We start from the raw sequence: 16,192 nt of genomic DNA, 5'->3' as shown, positions 1-16,192 counted from the left end.
GCTGTATCTCCTGGTGAGCCGACGGAGTTAGCTGTCGGGTTCGGGCGAGGAGCTGCCCGGCCCGCACGAAGCGGGCTTCACCCCGAGGCCTTCGGGTCGCAGTGACCGTCCGGCCGGAAGGAATGTGGTTCCCCCGGACCTGCCGATGCTGTGTTCTTGCGGAGAACGCCCACGCCGGCAGGTTTTGGCTCCGTGCGCGTTCCCGCGGTCAGTCCCTGACCGCGACCGCAACGCTATACGACGCGACGCCGCTCGGCGAGACCCCTGGATCACTATTTTCGTGTGGCGTCCCACACTCGGAACGACCTAGATTTTTCAAAGCGATGACGCGGAAAGGTCATAGATCGGCGCGACGGCGCGGCGGACTCCGCTCAGGCTCCGCCCAGGGCCTCCCCAGCATCCCGGATCCCACCGGGCCACCCGTGCTCAGCGGACGAGGAAGAGGTGCCGCGCGAGGTCCTCAGGGAGCGTGACGGGCACGTCGGTCGGTCCGACGATCCGGATCCCGCCCGACGTCGCCCGCAACCGCACCTGAGCGCCCGTCTCCACCCCGGCGTCCTCGACGGCGGCGATGAGCTCGAGGTCCGCCTGGACCGGCTCGCCGATCCGACGGACCGTCGCCGTCACGTCGTGCGAGCCCGCGAGCGCCGTCGCGCTGACCTCGCCCGCGGCGGGCGAGGGGTGGTCGTCCGAGTGGGCGGGGACGGGGTTGCCGAAGGGGTCGACGCTGACGTCGTCGAGCATCGCGGCGAGTCGCTCCTCGACCTGCTCGCTCATGACGTGCTCCCAGCGGCACGCCTCCTCGTGGACGAGGCGGCGGTCCAGGCCGATGACGTCGAGGAGGAGCCTTTCCGCAAGACGGTGCTTCCGGATGACCTCGGTGGCGCGCTCGCGGCCCTCGTCGGTCAGCTCGAGTGAGCGGTCATCGGCGACCCGGATGAGACCGTCGCGCTCCATGCGGGCCACCGTCTGGGAGACCGTGGGGCCGGAGTGGTCGAGGCGCTCCACGATTCGCGCGCGCAAGGGAGTGACGCCGTCCTCCTCGAGCTCGTAGACGGTCTTGAGGTACATCTCGGTGGTGTCGATGAGATCGCTCATCTGGGTGGCCTCCTGGCGCGTCGTCCGCGGGTTTCGGCGGCGTGGGCTGAGCGCCCCCTGGCCGTGCTCGCGAGGTACGGGCCAAGGATAGGGGCGCCGGACCCGTCCCCGGCTCAGTCATGCGACGGGCGATCTGCGCCCGTCTCGCCGTCGGCGCGACCGGGGCCGACGTCCCCGTCGGCTGCGTCCTCCGTCTCTTCGGTGCCGGCGTCCCGGGACGCTCCGCCCACGCCGTCGAGACCGGTGAGGAACTCGTCGTCACCGCCCGTGATCTCGGCGAGCATCTCGGAGCCCGCCGCCTCGGCGGCCTCCCCAGCGAGGGGTCCGGGCGCCTCCAGGCTCGTGCGCCCGCCACGCCCGACGGCTGAGAGGACGGCTCGGGTCGCGGAGTGGGTGAGGTCGACGTGCCAGTGCCGGCGTGCCCAGAGGGCGGCCAGGAGCGAGACGAGGATGGCGGCCGCGCCTCCGACGGCGATGGCGACCCGTGGGCTCCACTCGTCGGACACCCAGCCGATGAGGGGCGAGCCGATCGGCGTCGTCCCCAGGAAGAACATCATGTAGATGCTCATGACCCGCCCGCGCATCGCGGGCTCAGTGGTGAGCTGGACGATCTGGTTCGCGCTCGTGAGGACCGTGAGGACGCACAGCCCCACGGGGATCGATGACAGCGCGAAGAGCGGGTACGTCGGCATCGCCGCCATGACGAGGGAGAACACCCCGAGGAGGCAGGAGGCCGTGATGAGCGTGCGCACCCGCGGCCTCTTGCGCCGCGCCGCCCACAGCGCGCCGCCGAGCGAGCCGATCGCGAAGACCGAGGAGACGGTCCCGTAGGCGTCGGACTCGAGGTTGAAGGCGTGGCGCACCATCGCCGCCATCGTCACCTGGAAGTTGAGGGTGAACATCGAGACCACCGAGATGACCACGATGATGACGACGATGTCGGCCCGGTGCCTCACGTAGGCGAGGCCCTCCCTCATCTGCCCCTTGGCCCGCTGGGCGCGGGGGACGTCGTAGAGGTCCCTGACGCGCATGGAGAGCAGCGCCGCCGCGGGGAAGAGGAAGGTCAGGGCGTTGACGACGAAGACCCAGCCCGGTCCGACCCAGGTGATGGCGAGCCCTCCGACAGCCGGGCCGATGAGCCGCGCGGCGTTGAAGGAGGCGGAGTTGAGGCCGACGGCGTTGGCGAGGTGGTCCCCGGGGACCATGCGCGCCACGAAGATCTGGCGGGCCGGGGAGTCGTAAGCGGAGGCGCAGCCGGTGAGGAGGGCGGCGAGGTACACGTGCCAGAGCTCCGCGTGCCCGGCGAGGACGTCGGCGCCCAGGGCGAGGGAGACCAGTCCCATCGAGGTCTGCGTGAGGACGAGGAAGCGCCGCTGGTCGACCCGGTCCGCGACGAGCCCGGCGTGCACGGAGAAGATCATGGCGGGCAGGAACTGCAGCGCCGTGGTGATCCCGGTCGCGGAGGCCGAGTCGTTCGTGAGGATCCTCAGGACGAGCCAGTCCTGGGCGACGCGCTGCATCCACGTGCCGGTGTTGGCGACGAGGGCGGCGAAGAACCACGTCCGGTAGTTGTGGAACCTCAGGGAGTCGAAGGTGGAGGACACGGCAGCGGGAGCCTCGATCTGCTGGCAGGGTGGGCACGGCGCCGGCTGGCGGACGGCCGCGGCGACGACGCCCGTGATGGTACGCCGGGCGCACGGGCGCCCCGGGAGGGGAGCCGGTACGACGCTGCGCCCGCCGGCGCCCGGCCGTGCGCACGTGGCCCCGGCACGCGGCAGGAGCCGCGGGCCGGGGCCAGGAGGCGTCGCCGGCACCGCTCACCCAGAGGCGGCGACGCGGCGCACGGCGGGGTGTCAGGCGACGCCGAGGATGGCCTTGATGGGCGTCAGGGTGAAGTAGACGACGAAGAGCACGCAGGCGAGCCACATGAGGGGGTGGACGTCCCGCGCCCTGCCACGGGCCACCTGGACGACCGCGTGAGCGATGAAGCCGGCACCGATGCCGTTCGTGATCGAGTAGGAGAACGGCATCATGATGATGGTGACGAAGGCGGGCAGCGCGATCTCGGGGCGCGTCCAGTCGATGTCCGTCACCTGGGTCATCATGAGGAAGCCGACGATGACGAGAGCCGGGGTGGCCGCCTCGTAGGGAACCATGGAGACCACCGGGGCGAGGAACATGCTCAGCAGGAAGAGCGCACCGGTGACCACGGAGGCCAGGCCGGTGCGCGCGCCCTCGCCGACGCCCGCTGCGGACTCCACGTAGGAGGTGTTCGAGGAGACGCCTCCCATCCCGCCGGCGATGGCGGCGACGGAGTCCACGACGAGGATCTCGCGGGTCCGGGGCGGGTTCCCGTCCTCGTCGAGGAGGTCGCCCTCGGCGCCGATGGCGACCATGGTGCCCATGGTGTCGAAGAAGTCGGCGAGCATGAGGGAGAAGACGAGCAGGACGAGGCTGATGGCGCCGATCTTGTCCACCGAGCCCAGGAGACTGAAGCGGCCGAGGGTCGCCAGGGAGGGCAGGTCCACCGGGGAGCCGGACAGGCTCGGGACGCTCAGGGACCAGCCGGTGGGGTTGTCGACCGCGTCGAAGGCACCGAGGTGGGCGACGGCCTCGATCACCGCGGCGAGGACCGTCGAGGAGATGATGCCGATGAGGATCGCTCCTCTGACCTTGCGCACGTGGAGCACGATGATGAGGAACAGTCCGACGAGGAAGACCAGGACGGGCCAGCCCTGGAGGCTTCCCCCCAGGCCGAGCTCGAGCGGCGTGCCGCCGGCGCGCACGACCTTGGCGTCGACGAGGCCGATGAGGGCGATGAACAGGCCGATGCCGACGCTGATCGCCGTCTTGATGGAGGCGGGGACCGCCTTGAAGACGGCCTCCCGGAATCCGGTGAGGACGAGGACCAGGATGATGATGCCCTCGATGACCACCAGCCCCATGGCGTCGGCGTAGGTGACGCCGTCGGTGCCCGCGATCGTGTAGGCGACCATGGCGTTGACGCCGAGGCCGGCGGCGAGGGCCATCGGGAAGTTGGCGACGACGCCCATGAGGATCGTCATGACGCCGGCGACGAAAGCCGTGCCCGCGGCGATCTGCTCGGTCGTGCCGAGGGGGGCGATGCCCTCGTGCGGCGTGGACAGGATGAGCGGGTTCAGCACGAGGATGTAGGCCATCGTGAAGAAGGTGACGACGCCGCCGCGGACCTCGCGGCCGATCGTCGAGCCGCGCTCGGTGACGTGGAAGAAGTGGTCGAGGCCGGAGACGGGGGCGGCGGCCTGGCCTTGGGACGTGCGGGAGGGAGAGGTTGTGCTCACGTCAATCGATTGTCCCAGAGGCCGCGCCGCCGTCGCGTTGAGCCTCGTCACTCGAGACCGCCCCGGGGACGACGCCCTGTCCGTGACAGGGTTGAGGCCATGAAGATCCTTCTCAGCGACACCAGCTACCTCGATCCTGAGCCGATCCGCGCCGCCGGTCACGACGTCGTCCTCTTCACCGAGACGCAGCCCGTGCCCGAGGAGCACCGCGACGCCGAGGCCATGGTCCTGTGGGGCGGCGGCGGCTCCGGGGCGGCGGAGGTCCTCAAGGCCATGCCCGGCTACCTCAGGCGCCTGCGCTGGATCCAGACCCTCGCCGCTGGCCCGGACAACCTCCTGGCCGCGGGATTCCCGGAGTCGGTCGCCATCACCACCGGCCGGCACTTCCACGACCGCACCGTCACCGAGCACGCCGTCGCCCTCGCGCTGGCCTGCGTCCGCTCCCTCCCGCGCGCTCTCGAGGCGCAGTCCGAGCACGTCTGGGACAGGAGCCTCGGCGGGGCGCAGCCGCTGAACGCCCCCGACCGGCTCACGACCCTCATCGGCGCGCGAGCTCTCGTGTGGGGCTTCGGCGCGATCGGTCAGCAGACCGCGTCGGTCCTCACCGCCCTGGGCGCGCAGGTCCGCGGCGTGGCCCGCAGTGCCGGGACACGGGCCGGCTACGAGGTGGTCGCGGTCGACGACGTCGAGTCCGTGCTGCCGGAGACGGACCTGCTCGTCATGGTCCTGCCCTCGACCCCTGAGACCACCGGGATCCTCTCCGCCGAGCGGATCGCGCTGCTGCCGCGCCGCAGCGTCGTCGTCAACGTGGGCCGCGGCGCCACGATCGACCAGGACGCCCTCGAGGCCGCGCTGCGCTCCGGCGCGATCAGCGCGGCGGGCCTGGACGTCACGGCGCCCGAGCCGCTGCCTGCGGACTCGACGCTCTGGGACGCCCCGAACCTCGTGCTCACGCCGCACGCCGCCGGCGGGCGCGCCGTGGGCGCGGTGGACCGCATCATCGCGAACGCCGCGATCGTCGAGGCGACCCCGACGGGCGAGGTCCCGACCGGCCTCGAGGCGCTCGTGACGCACTGACCTCCTCCTTCCGAAGCTCCCAGGATCATCCTCGGGGCGGAAGCGGGCCCCACGGCGGAGGACGAGACTCCTCAGCCGTGGAGCCCTGTCCTTCCCCCACGACGCGTCCGGAGCCGGGCACGCTCGCGTTCATCGACCGCGGCGGGACCGACGGCGTCGACAACGACGCCCGCGGCTCCGGCCCTGAGCTAATCCCGGGCCCGCCCCCGGGGCGCGCCCCGGGGGCGGCGCGCGCCCAGCGCGTTGCGCCCGTGCTCGGCGCCCTTGGTGCGCCGTGCCTCGTCGCGGCCGCCGCCGCACTCATCACGGCTCTGCGCGTGCGTCCTGCCACCTGGGACTCCCTGTACTTCGAGGACGGCTGGCTCTTCCTCGCGCGCTGGGGGACCGACGGCGCCCGCTCGATCATCGAGCCCTACGGCGGCTACCTCCACCTCATTCCACGACTCGTCTCCGGAGTCGTCTACGAGCTCGTGCCCGTCGCGGACTGGGGACGCGCCGTCACCGTGGCGGCCTGCGTGGTCGTCGGGCTGCTGTGCGCCCTCACCTGGTCCGTCTCCGACGGGCTGGTGCGGCACAGGTCCGTCCGGGTAGCGCTCGCTCTCGCACCGGCGCTGTCGCCCGCGACCGGGCTGCAGGTGCTCGGGAACCTCAACTGCCTCCACACGTACTGCCTCGTGGCGATGACGGTGTGGCTGTGCGCAGCGGTGCCGGTGTCGGGATCCCGACCGACGAGCCGCGGGCGGCGCCGGGCGGTCGCGGTCGGCACCGCCCTCGTCGCCCTCGTCCTCACCCTCACCGAGGTGCAGGTGCTCGTGCTCGCCCCGCTCGTCGCCTGGGTCGCGGTCGGGGCGGTGCGCCGTCGTGACGCCGCCGGGCTGGGCCTCGTGCTCGGGTGGTGCCTCGGTGCCGCCGGCCAGGCGGCGGCGGTCCTCACCCAGCACCGGGTCAAGCCCTTCGCGCACGCCGGGAGCTCCGCGCTCGACGTCGTCCACGGGCTCCTCGTCAACGTCGTGCTGGCGCCCGTGACCTCGACCTACGCGCAGGCGGACGACGGAGTCAACGGCCTGGGCTGGGCGGGGCTCGCGGTGGTGCTCGCCCTTCTCGTCCTCGTCGCCGTCATGGCCGCGCGCGGTGCTGAGCCCGGGACGCCGGCTCTGCAGCGGTGGGCACCGGTCGTGTGGGTGGCGCTCGCCGTCGGGCTGTGGCTCCTCGCGTGCCGGAGCAACGGCGGGGTGCCGAGCGACCCGGAGCACACGCCGATCCCGTGGCGCTGGGGCGTCGCGGGGGCCGTCCTCGTGACGGACTCGCTCCTCGTGGCTCTCGACCGGCTGCGGGGCCGCGCTCTCCGGGCGATCGGCCTCGCGGTCGTGCTCGTCGTGGCGCTCCTCGGCTTCCGCGCGCCGATGGTCTACCGGGTGGGTCAGGAGCCGTGGTCGGTGGCCGTGAGCCAGGCGCGTGCCGAGCAGTGCGTGGGGACGGCGGCGACGGCGCGCGTACCGCAGTGGCCGGCGCCGCACGTGGTGAGGATCAGCTGCGAGCGACTGGGCTGAGGCAGCCCCACGTCGAGCGGATCCGGACGCGCCGAGCGGCCCCGGCACCAGGACGATGATCGTCGTGGTGCCGGGGCCGCTCGCACCGGTTCAGGACGTCAACGGCTCACTCGCGGCTGGGCAGGTGCGCCTCGAGCTCGGCGAGGGTCGTCGGGATCTCGTGCGCCTCGGCGTCATCGGCGTGCCCGCGGGAGGCGGTGAGCTCGGCGACGGCGTCGAGCGCTGAGGAGCGGCGCTGGTCGTCGTCCGACGCGGTGGCGGGCTTCTCCACGGGGGTCTCCTCCGCGTCGCGCGGCTTGCGGGCGCGCCGCGACCGGTTCGCTCGCTTCTGCGGAGCGGCGGGCTCGTCCGTCTCCGGAGCCCCTGGAGCCTCGTCGGCGGGCTGGTCAGCAGCCTCAGTGCGCTGAGGAGCGGACTCGGTTGCGTCGGAGTCCGCACCCTCAGCCGAGTCGGAGGCCTTGGTCTCAGTGTCCTGCGCAGTCTCGCCGGCGGCGTCGGCGTCATCCGAGGAAGACTTCGCCGCCGCCTTGCGACGCCCCCGGCGACTGGTGCCCGCGGAGCGCGAGCGGCTGCGCGAGGACGAGGACGAGGACGAGGACGAGGACTCAGCCTCGTCGGTGGCCTCCGAGGAGCCGGACTCGGCACCGGCACCCTTCGCCTGGTCGGACTTCTCCTCCTCGTCGTCGGGCTGCTCGTCCTCGGTGGAACCGGCCTGCTGCTGAGCCTGTCCGGCCTCCGCCTGAGCGGCAGCCTCGGCCTGGGCGTCGGACAGGCTCCGACCCTCCCGGATCGACGTGCCGTCGGTGCCGATCGGCTCCATGGCGGCCTCGTCCAGGCGCGCGGGGGTGACGGGCCAGTCGGGTCCCTGATCGGGGAGGTCCGTCTCGGAGTGGGCCCCGCAGCCGTGGTCGAGCGAGACGACGCGGCCGTCGTCGGCGGCCCACTCGTTGGCGCAGACGCCGAAGACGTTGCGCAGCGGACCGGACATGGGGATAAGGAAGCCGCAGGTCGCGCAGGTGGCGTGGGCCTTGCGGACGCCGTCGGCCTCGGGGCCGTGGTCGCCGTCGTACCAGCGGTCGGCCGCGCGCTGGACGCCCTCGGGGCTGAGCACCCGGGCCCGCCCGAAGTCGACGGCGTCGGTGCCGGCCGCGAGCAGGCCGTCCTCACCGGCCTGGTCGCCCTCGTGCTCACCAGTGGCCTCCCAGCCGGGCTCGAGACGCTCGTCGGTCTCCCGCTTGGGGAGACGGTCGCCGCGGCCGACGTCGCCGGGCTTGAGCCGGTCCGCCCACGGCACCCAGGCGGGGGCGAGGAGTGCGTCCTCACCGGGCAGCAGCTCCATCTCGCAGATGGTGGCGGTGCGCGAGCGCGGCGGGCGGGTCATGGTGACGGCCCAGCGCCAGCCGCGGTAGCCGGCGAGGTTGCACTCGAAGAGGTGGGTGACGAGGCGCTCGGCCTCGGAGCGCGCGCCGGCGTGGGCGCCGACGCTCAGGGGGTCCGTGATCTCGGAGAGGGCGTCGTGGGCCATCTCGACGGCGGCCGGTGCGGTGAGGGTCTTGTCCTTGCTGGCGGCGGCCTGCTGCGCCTTGGTGGGCAGTGAGCCGGGACGCTCGATGGTGGTGGGGGCGGCGGCGCTCACCGGGGTGGTCTCGCCCTGGGTCGCCTGCTCGGCCTCGGTCGACGTGGAAGTCGCTGCGTCAGTCACCTGGTCAGTCTACGGGCCGCGTCCAGGAGACCCCGTGCTCGTTCGGCGAGGGCGCAGCGCGGCCGCCTCGAGCCGCCCGCGGCCACGGGCCGCGAGTCAGACCGCCTCGACCGACACGATCCGGTGCACCGCCACCGTCAGCTCGGTCTCGCGGACCACGTCGGCGAGGCGCACGCGCCCGGGCTCGACCGCGAGGACCCGCACCCGGCGCTCCTGGACCTTCCCGTCCGGACCCGCCAGCCGCAGGAGCAGGCGCGCCCGCGAGGTCTGGGCCTGGCGCAGCAGCGCGAGCGCGTGGACCGGGTCCGTCGCCGCACCCGCAGGGGCGCCGGAGGCCGCACGGGCCTCCTCCCCCGCCCTCAGCCGACCGACCAGGGTCGCGAGCTCGCGGGTGCTGGGGCGACGGCGTCGGACCGAGACCTCGCCGCCCGGGCTCGCCGGCTCCGGGGCGGGGGCGCCGCGACGCCGGCCGGGGACGCCGTCGGCTGTCACCAGGAGCCGGCCCGTGGCGTCCTCGAGGACCGGAGCGAGACCGCCGGCGCGCAGCTCGCGCAGTACCTGCCCGGCGGGCGCCGTCGCCAGGAGGATCCCGGGGGCGACCTCGTCGAGCCCGAGGTCGGCCAGGCGCTCGTCAGCGAGCAGGCCCGCCGCCGTCGCCGGGTCCGGGACCCGCAGGACGGAGGCCACCTCCCTGACGCGCACGGCACCATGACGTCGAGCGGCGTCGTCGACGAGGGACGTGAGGGTCGCCGGCAGCGGCGTCGGGCTGAAGCGGCCGAGCGTCTCGAGGAGCTCGGCACCGGACCAGCCGGCGTCGAGGGCGCCGCGGACGGAGTCCGGCGTGAGGCGGACCGTGAGGGCGCCGCCGCGGGACTCGACGACGCTCGCGCGCTCGAGGACGGCCGCGAGCTCGGGTGAGGGGCGTCCGGGGACGATCGCGGTGAGGTCGGACTGGACGAGGAGCATGTCGACCGGGGCGGGCAGGTCCGCCGCGAGCGCGTCCTCGAGCGCCGCGAGGAGCTCGCCCTCGGTGGCGGGACCGGCCGCGGCGTCGTCGGACCCCGGGGCGCCGGAGGCGGATCCCTCGCTGCGGAAGGCCCCCGCCAGGACCTGACCGCCGCGTGACAGCACCCCGCCCGCGGTGACGCCGAGGAGCTCGGCCTCGGCGAGGACGGCGGTGACGGCGCCCTCCGGGACGGGACGGCGCGGGCGGGCGTGGATGAGGGCCGCGACCACGTAGTCGGCCGTCGCGGCTGCTCCCTCCGGCAGATCGGCGAGGAGCAGGAGCACCCGGCGGCGCAGCGCGGCCGCCCAGGGGGCCTCGACGTCAGCGCCGAGGACGGGACGCAGGGAGCCGTCGTCGTTGCGCGTGCCGACGAGCCAGGGCGTGCGGGCGCTCACGGCCCAGCCCGCGGCGAGCGGGGCCCAGCGCTCGGGCAGCTCGGCGGCGCGCCAGGAACGCGCGGTCGATGCCGGAACCCAGGTGGCGCCCGCCTCGTCGAGCCCGAGGAGCCGGGCCCCCGCGGCGACCTCGATGAGGCTCGCGGCCACGGAGGTCTCGACCTCAAGGGCGTCGACCGTGCGGGCGAGGGCGCGCACGCCCACCCCGCCGGTGCGCAGGATGGCGCCGCCCTCACGGCCCCACTCGTCCAGGAGCGCGCCCGTGAGGCGGACGGCCTCCTCGGCGAGGCGCGCCGCCTCCGCGGCGACGGCGGCCGGGTCGACGACGTCGAGATCGCCCGTGTCAGGGGCGGCGAGGGGCTCGCGCAGGAGGCGGCCGCCGCGCAGGGCCAGGCCGACCTCACGCGGCAGGACGAGGCGGGTACGGCCCGAGGAGTCCGCGTCCCGCTCGAGCCAGCCGCGCTCGATGAGCTCGGCCGCACCTGTGGCCCGGCCGCCGGCGCGGACGGTTCCGACCGGCGGACCCCAGGTGAGGACGCGAAGCATCGCGAGGGCGGCCTCCGACAGCGGTTCGCTGTCCGCCTGGGCGCGCAAGGCGTCCGCGCTCCCAGCCTGGTCTCCTGGAACGACGCCGTTCTCGAGCTCCGTGAGGCTCGGCGGGAGGTTCTGACGCTCCCTCGTGGACACGGGGCCGAGCCCCAGCGGGTGCGGGCCGAGGGCGTCGACGAGGCCGGCCACCGGGCCCACCTCGACGACGAGCGCGAGGGAGCGCAGGTGCGCCAGGCGACGGACGACGTCGTCCTCGGGGAGGCCCAGGCCCGCGGCGATCGCGTCCACGTCCTGCGTGCCGAGGGCCAGGACGGCCTCCGCGACGGCGAGGGTGGGGGCGTCGAGGTCCGCGAGCGCGGCCTCGACGCTTGGGCGGGCGCCGGCGCGGGCCGCGAGCGCCGTGAAGGATCCCGACGGCGGTGCGGCGAGGTCGGGGCGCGCGAGGAGGAGGGCGGCGACGTCCTGGTTGGACAGGGAGGTGAGGTGGGCGGCGAGCTGCTCGACCGAGGCGGCCGCGGGCGCGGCGGTGGTGGGGCCGGTGACTGTGTCCTGGGTCGAGGTGCTCATCCGGTCCAACCTACTGCCCCTGTCCAGGTGCGGCTGCTCGTAGGCGGAGCTGCGGCGGCCCTGGTCCGCCCCCGGTGAAGGCGTCACCTCGATCACGGCGCGCGCGGGCGCCGCTTGGGATACTCCGGCCCATGTCCTCCTCCCCCGCGATCCCAGACGGCCCGCTCATCGTCCAGAGCGACAAGACGGTCCTCCTCGAGGTGGCCCACGCCGACGCCGCCGACGCGCGCCGCGCCATCGCGCCCTTCGCGGAGCTCGAGCGCGCCCCGGAGCACATCCACACCTACCGGATCACGCCGCTGGCGCTGTGGAACGCGCGCGCGGCCGGCCTCGACGCCGAGACCGTCATCCACGTCCTCATCACGTACTCGCGCTTCCCGGTGCCGCACTCGCTGCTCACCGAGATCGCCGAGACGATGGGCCGCTACGGGCGCCTCCAGCTCGTCACCGACCCCGCTCACGGCCTCGTCCTGCACGCCACTGACGTGCCGGTGCTCGAGGAGGTCATGCGCTCCAAGCGCACCAAGGGCCTGCTCGGTGAGCGCCTCTCCCCCGAGGACGTCGTCGTCCACCCCTCCGAGCGCGGCAACCTCAAGCAGGCCCTCATCAAGCTCGGCTGGCCTGCCGAAGACCTCGCCGGCTACGTCGACGGCGAGAAGCACCCCATCGCGCTGCAGGACTCCCCCGAGGGCGTCGCCGCCGGCGAGCCGGGCGCCTTCGCGCTGCGCCCCTACCAGGAGCAGGCGGTCGACGCCTTCTGGGCGGGAGGCTCCGGCGTCGTCGTCCTGCCCTGCGGGGCGGGAAAGACCCTCGTCGGCGCGGCGGCCATGGCGAAGAGCTCGACGACGACGCTCATCCTCGTCACCAACGCCGTCTCGGCGCGCCAGTGGAAGGAGGAGCTCATCCGCTTCACCTCGCTGACCGAGGACGAGATCGGCGAGTACTCCGGCTCCCGCAAGGAGGTCCGGCCCGTCACCATCGCGACGTACCAGGTCCTCACCACGAAGCGGAAGGGGGACTACCCGCACCTCGACCTGCTCGACGCCCACGACTGGGGCCTCATCGTCTACGACGAGGTGCACCTCCTGCCCGCCCCGATCTTCCGCATGACGGCGGACCTCCAGGCCCGTCGTCGGCTTGGGCTCACCGCCACGCTCGTGCGCGAGGACGGGCGCGAGGACGAGGTCTTCAGCCTCATCGGCCCCAAGCGCTACGACGCGCCGTGGAAGGACCTGGAGAACCAGGGGTGGATCGCGCCGGCCGTGTGCACCGAGGTACGCCTCACCCTCGACGCCGGGGAGCGCATGACCTACGCGACGGCGGAGTCGGAGGACCGCTACCGCCTCGCCGCGACGACGCCGCGGAAGGTGGCGGTGGTCGACGCGCTCCTCGGGCGCCACGAGGGTGAGAGCGCGCTCGTCATCGGCCAGTACGTCGACCAGCTCGAGGACCTCGCCGAGCACCTGGGCGCGCCCGTCATCACGGGGGCGACGACGGTCCGCGAGCGCCAGAAGCTCTACGACGCCTTCCGCGCCGGCGAGGTGACCACGCTCGTCGTCTCCAAGGTCGCGAACTTCTCGATCGACCTGCCGGGCGCGAGCGTCGCGGTGCAGGTGAGCGGGTCCTTCGGCTCACGCCAGGAGGAGGCACAGCGGCTCGGGCGGATCGTGCGTCCCAAGGAGGACGGCCGCCAGGCGCACTTCTACACGGTCGTCACGCGGGACACGGTGGACCAGGAGTTCGCGGCGCACCGCCAGAGGTTCCTGGCCGAGCAGGGCTACGCCTACGACGTCGTCGACGCCGAGGACCTGGCCTGAGCCTCGCCTCGCTCTCGCCGAGTCAGCCCGTTTGGCGCGAGTGCACCCGCTAGGCGGGCTTGCTCGCGCCAAACGGGCTGACTCGCACGGGTCAAGGCCAGTGATCATGTCGCTGGCGGAGCGCGGACTCACACCTCAGACGAGGAGGGCGTGCACCGGCCGTGCGCTGACGCGAACCTCACGCGGGAAGGCAGCAAGAACGTCACGCTCCAGCAGACGACGATCGGCCAGGTGCCTCGACGTGAATCTCCGGAACGTCCAGCCCTTGGCGTGGATCGCGTCCTGGCGCTCCTTCTCCTCCCACGCGTCCCCAAGAGCCCCGTACTTGCCTCGGCCGTCATACTCGAGTGCGAGCCGGAGCTCCGGCCAGGCAAGGTCGAGGTAGTAGCTGCGGAGGCGCTCGTCATCGTCCACCCGCGCCTGGAGCGCCGGCTTCGGCAGTCCGAGCGCGAGCACCTGCCACCGCAGCAGCGACTCCCCAGGTGACTCCGAGAAGGGCGAGGCGACGGCGGCCGCTGCTCGTGCACGAACCGCGCCGCGCCGCCCCCGCTGAGCTTCGACCTTCGAGAGCAGCTCGGCCCTCACACCAGCCCACCGTTGCTCCGCCTGCTCCGGACGACGACGATCCGGATCGACGAGCGCCCTCATCGCCGAATCGAGGATCGTGATCGACTCTCGCGCTGGCAGGTCGAAGGCGCAGTCGACGCCAGTGCGCATGGGCGACGTGACCCGCAGCCCGCCACGCTCGATGACCTCGTCCGGCTCAAGGGGCACGACGCTGCGCCGAAGGACGGCGCCACGCCGCCAGGGCACGTCCGTCCTGCGGCCTTGCTCGACGTGCGTTCCCTCGGCGAGCGCGACCTTCGTGTGTCCGCTGCGCCTGGGCACGATGACCGTGATGTCCGGCTCGCTCGCTCGCACCCACAGGCCCTGGACGAGCGCGGCCGCCTCACCGCTCAGTGCGAGGGCCGAGGGGGTCCTGAGGAGGGAGGCCTCAGCGCGAGCGAGGCTCAGGTCGAGGCGCTGCTCCCACAGTGGCGCGTCCCGTCGTGGCATGAAGGAGACGCCGCGCATGACGGCGACGGCGCCGGGGGCGTTGTGACCGCTCAGGTCGCGCACGGCACGACGGCGCAGCACAGGGCGGGGCGGGGGTTCGAGGAGCGAGGTCACCCGGTCATGGTCGTCGGCGCAGACGGCACGGTGCCAGGCTCAGGCGCAGTCTGTGGATTGCGCGGACGCCACCTCGCAGGCGAGTCTGCCTGTTTGGCGCGAGTACGCCCCCTCAGTGGGTGCACTCGCGCCAAACAGGCTGACTCGGCGGAAAGGATCGGACGCCGGACGTGGGGGCAGCGCCGTCAGGCGCGGGCGCGGGCCGTCCGGTGGGCGCGGGCCCGGCGAGCGAGCCAGCGAGCCAGGGCCCGGCCGAAGGCCTGGATGACGGGGTCGACGCGCTCGGCCTCGACCCGCGCGGCGGCACCGGCGGCGAGCGCCTCGTCCGGCAGGACCCCCTCCGGCAGCGCCTCGGCGGTCTCCTCGTCCCGGACGAGGCCCATGCGGCGGGCGGCGTTGCGCGCCTGCCAGTACTCGATGCGCTCCGGGTTGGACTCGGGGTGGTGCTGGAGGGCGAGGAGCCGACCGGCGCGCCAGGCCTGCACGGGCGCGCCCTCGGAGGAGGCCAGGAGGATCGCCTCCTCGGGAAGCCGGACGACGCCGTCCTCGTGGGAGACGATCGCGGGCAGGCGCGTGCCGTCCTGCGTGGAGATCCCGGCCCGGACGGCGGCGCGGACGGCCTCGTCGACGATCTCGCCGAAGACCGGGTCGTCCGCGGCGCCCTCGGTGAGGTGGAGGTCGACGATCCCTCCCTCCGAGCCGTGGGGCGACGGGACGGCAGTGGCGCCGCCGAGGGCCTCCGCGGCGACCTGCGCCCCGAGGCAGATGGTGACGGCGGGCAGCCGCTCGTCGACGACGCGGCGCAGGAGGCCGCGCAGGTCCGCGAGCCAGGGGTGCTCGACGTCGTCGTGGGCGCTCATGGCGCCGCCGAGGACGACGAGTCCGTCACCGAGCTCCTCGAAGGAGGGAACGGCCTCCCCGTTCCAGGGGCGGATGACGTCGAGGGTGGCGCCCTCGGCGAAGAGCCACTCGCCCAGGCGGCCCAGCGGCGCGAAGGCCTCGGGCTCGATGACGGTGATCACGGGGGCGTTACCGCTGCTGCGGGTCACGTCGATCGTCTCGGTCATTGCTCCATTTGAGCGAGTGCGGCCACCATGGCGCAAACCTTGAGACACCGTTCACACGATCCGGGCGGCGGCCACGAGCGAGTCGGCGAGCGTCCGCCCGAAGACCGTGGTGACGGGCTCGACCGCCTCGGCTCGGGAGCGGGCCGCGCTCACGGCGATGCGCAGCGGCTCGGAGAGGTCAGCCGTGGGTGTGCCGTAGGCGATTGAGGTCTCCTCGAGGATCCCAAGGCGACGGGCGGCGCCGCGGGCGGTCCAGAAGGCGACCCGATCGGGATCGGCCTCGGGGTGGTGCTGGAGGGCGAGCAGGCTGCCGCAGCGCCACGCGTGGACGCGCGCCTGGGCGGTGGAGGCGAGGAGCCGCGCGCCCTCGGGGAGCTCGGCGACGGCACGGCGGTCCGTCCTCCGAGGGTCTCGGCCGCGACCTGCGCCCCGAGGCAGACCCCGAGGACGGGCAGGTCCGCGTCGACCGCGCCGCGCAGGAGGGCTCGGACACCCGGCAGCCACGGGTTCTCGGCGTCGGCGTGCGCGCTCATGACGCCGCCCATGAGGAGGGCGGCACCACCGAGGTCGTCGAGCGCGGGCACGGGATCGCCGTCCCAGAGACGGACGGTGCGCACCTCGGCTCCGGCCTCCGCCAGCCAAGCGGCGAGACGTCCTGCGGGGGGCGAGGACGTCCGGTTCGAGGATGGTGACGAGCGGAGGAGCCGACCGGGCAGGGCCCGTCACGGTCGGGGTGGTGGGGCCGGTCGTCTCACGCATGGGGGCATTGAGCTCGACACGACGCTGGCCGCGCAAGGGCGGGTCGACGGCGTGGAACGAGGCTTCCTCCCCGCCGCGCCCGGAGCGGAATCGGTTGCCGTGGGCGGCCCGGCCC

11 protein-coding genes and 1 riboswitch are annotated in these 16,192 nt (G+C 73.7%); of the genes, 3 read left to right on the top strand and 8 right to left on the bottom strand.

What is annotated here, in order from left to right; all coding sequences use genetic code 11:
• Positions 1-2: 2 nt before the first annotated feature.
• Positions 3-160, bottom strand: a riboswitch (cyclic di-AMP (ydaO/yuaA leader).
• Positions 161-426: 266 nt separating this feature from the next.
• The 3 genes from IXW69_RS08315 to IXW69_RS08305 all read right to left on the bottom strand — a co-directional run bounded on the left by IXW69_RS08315 (position 427) and on the right by IXW69_RS08305 (position 4,418).
• Complete coding sequence (locus IXW69_RS08315; protein WP_194785876.1) at positions 427-1,098, bottom strand: metal-dependent transcriptional regulator; 672 nt, start codon at positions 1,096-1,098, stop codon at positions 427-429.
• 113 nt (positions 1,099-1,211) lie between these two features.
• Positions 1,212-2,702: an MFS transporter gene (locus tag IXW69_RS08310; protein WP_194785875.1), complete on the bottom strand. Its 1,491-nt coding sequence runs from the start codon at positions 2,700-2,702 to the stop codon at positions 1,212-1,214.
• A gap of 249 nt (positions 2,703-2,951) precedes the next feature.
• Positions 2,952-4,418, bottom strand: coding sequence for an NCS2 family permease (locus IXW69_RS08305; RefSeq protein ID WP_194785874.1), 1,467 nt, complete (start codon positions 4,416-4,418; stop codon positions 2,952-2,954).
• A 99-nt stretch (positions 4,419-4,517) separates the two neighbouring features.
• Here IXW69_RS08305 and IXW69_RS08300 point away from each other — a divergent pair, with 99 nt between their 5' ends.
• Both IXW69_RS08300 and IXW69_RS08295 read left to right on the top strand, forming a co-directional pair.
• The gene (locus IXW69_RS08300) at positions 4,518-5,495 is read left to right on the top strand and encodes an NAD(P)-dependent oxidoreductase (RefSeq protein WP_194785873.1); all 978 of its coding nucleotides are present in this window, start codon (positions 4,518-4,520) and stop codon (positions 5,493-5,495) included.
• Between the two features lie 77 nt (positions 5,496-5,572).
• Positions 5,573-7,045 (top strand): hypothetical protein, encoded by a 1,473-nt coding sequence (locus tag IXW69_RS08295; RefSeq protein WP_194785872.1) that lies wholly within the window; start codon positions 5,573-5,575, stop codon positions 7,043-7,045.
• A gap of 106 nt (positions 7,046-7,151) precedes the next feature.
• Here IXW69_RS08295 and IXW69_RS08290 read toward each other — a convergent pair whose 3' ends face one another.
• Together IXW69_RS08290 and IXW69_RS08285 are read right to left on the bottom strand one after the other, a co-directional pair.
• Positions 7,152-8,747: a DUF3027 domain-containing protein gene (locus IXW69_RS08290; protein ID WP_323745245.1), complete on the bottom strand. Its 1,596-nt coding sequence runs from the start codon at positions 8,745-8,747 to the stop codon at positions 7,152-7,154.
• 96 nt (positions 8,748-8,843) lie between these two features.
• Positions 8,844-11,264: a helicase-associated domain-containing protein gene (locus IXW69_RS08285; RefSeq protein ID WP_194785871.1), complete on the bottom strand. Its 2,421-nt coding sequence runs from the start codon at positions 11,262-11,264 to the stop codon at positions 8,844-8,846.
• Between the two features lie 131 nt (positions 11,265-11,395).
• Between IXW69_RS08285 and IXW69_RS08280 the strand changes: the two genes are divergently transcribed.
• Complete coding sequence (locus tag IXW69_RS08280; protein WP_194785870.1) at positions 11,396-13,081, top strand: DNA repair helicase XPB; 1,686 nt, start codon at positions 11,396-11,398, stop codon at positions 13,079-13,081.
• A gap of 135 nt (positions 13,082-13,216) precedes the next feature.
• Here IXW69_RS08280 and IXW69_RS08275 read toward each other — a convergent pair whose 3' ends face one another.
• From IXW69_RS08275 to IXW69_RS11685, 3 genes are all read right to left on the bottom strand, one after another.
• The gene (locus IXW69_RS08275; RefSeq protein ID WP_194785869.1) at positions 13,217-14,251 is read right to left on the bottom strand and encodes a hypothetical protein; all 1,035 of its coding nucleotides are present in this window, start codon (positions 14,249-14,251) and stop codon (positions 13,217-13,219) included.
• Between the two features lie 185 nt (positions 14,252-14,436).
• Positions 14,437-15,318 carry a type 1 glutamine amidotransferase gene (locus tag IXW69_RS08270; RefSeq protein ID WP_194785868.1) on the bottom strand — a complete coding sequence of 294 codons (882 nt, stop codon included), beginning with the start codon at positions 15,316-15,318 and terminating at the stop codon, positions 14,437-14,439.
• Between the two features lie 149 nt (positions 15,319-15,467).
• Positions 15,468-15,851, bottom strand: a complete 384-nt coding sequence (locus tag IXW69_RS11685; protein WP_267240558.1) for a glutamine amidotransferase-related protein — start codon at positions 15,849-15,851, stop codon at positions 15,468-15,470.
• Positions 15,852-16,192 lie beyond the last annotated feature (341 nt).

Origin of the sequence: Actinomyces haliotis (assembly GCF_015355765.1) — a bacterium.
Taxonomy (GTDB): domain Bacteria; phylum Actinomycetota; class Actinomycetes; order Actinomycetales; family Actinomycetaceae; genus Actinomyces; species Actinomyces haliotis.
This window is presented reverse-complemented; position numbering and strand designations above follow the sequence as displayed.

Coding starts and splice junctions, on each gene's coding strand:
- IXW69_RS08280 (WP_194785870.1), top strand. CDS start 11,396: ATGTCCTCCTCCCCCGCGATCCCAGACGGCCCGCTCATCGTCCAGAGC.
- IXW69_RS08270 (WP_194785868.1), bottom strand. CDS start 15,318: ATGACCGAGACGATCGACGTGACCCGCAGCAGCGGTAACGCCCCCGTG.
- IXW69_RS08285 (WP_194785871.1), bottom strand. CDS start 11,264: ATGAGCACCTCGACCCAGGACACAGTCACCGGCCCCACCACCGCCGCG.
- IXW69_RS08300 (WP_194785873.1), top strand. CDS start 4,518: ATGAAGATCCTTCTCAGCGACACCAGCTACCTCGATCCTGAGCCGATC.
- IXW69_RS11685 (WP_267240558.1), bottom strand. CDS start 15,851: ATGAGCGCGCACGCCGACGCCGAGAACCCGTGGCTGCCGGGTGTCCGA.
- IXW69_RS08315 (WP_194785876.1), bottom strand. CDS start 1,098: ATGAGCGATCTCATCGACACCACCGAGATGTACCTCAAGACCGTCTAC.